Raw genomic sequence first — 269 nt, 5'->3', positions numbered from 1 at the left:
GTTGATCGTCACGCTAGCGGTACTACTGTTTGGACAGGTTCCTGCTGTGGTATAAGTTACGGTATAGGTTCCCGGAGTACTGGTCGATACATCGATAAGTCCTGTTCCTGCTGTAAGTGATAAGCCTCCAGTACTTGAGAAGGTTCCGCCTGTTAAACCTGTTATGCTTGGCGTTGGATCTGTAGCATCTGCACAATATGCTGCGGCGCTATAGCTAAAGCCCGCATCGTCTAATGCGTTGATCGTCACGCTAGCGGTACTACTGTTTG

General features: G+C 49.1%; 1 pseudogene. It reads right to left on the bottom strand.

Annotated elements, in window-relative coordinates:
- Positions 1 to 249 (bottom strand): annotated as a pseudogene (locus tag EM932_RS20735) (T9SS type A sorting domain-containing protein); the annotation flags it as partial.
- Between the last annotated feature and the right edge of the window lie 20 nt (positions 250 to 269).

Source organism: Flavivirga rizhaonensis (assembly GCF_004791695.1).
Classification (GTDB): domain Bacteria; phylum Bacteroidota; class Bacteroidia; order Flavobacteriales; family Flavobacteriaceae; genus Flavivirga; species Flavivirga rizhaonensis.
The sequence above is the reverse complement of the archived record's forward strand: the minus strand, read 5'-3'. Positions and strand labels throughout refer to the sequence as shown.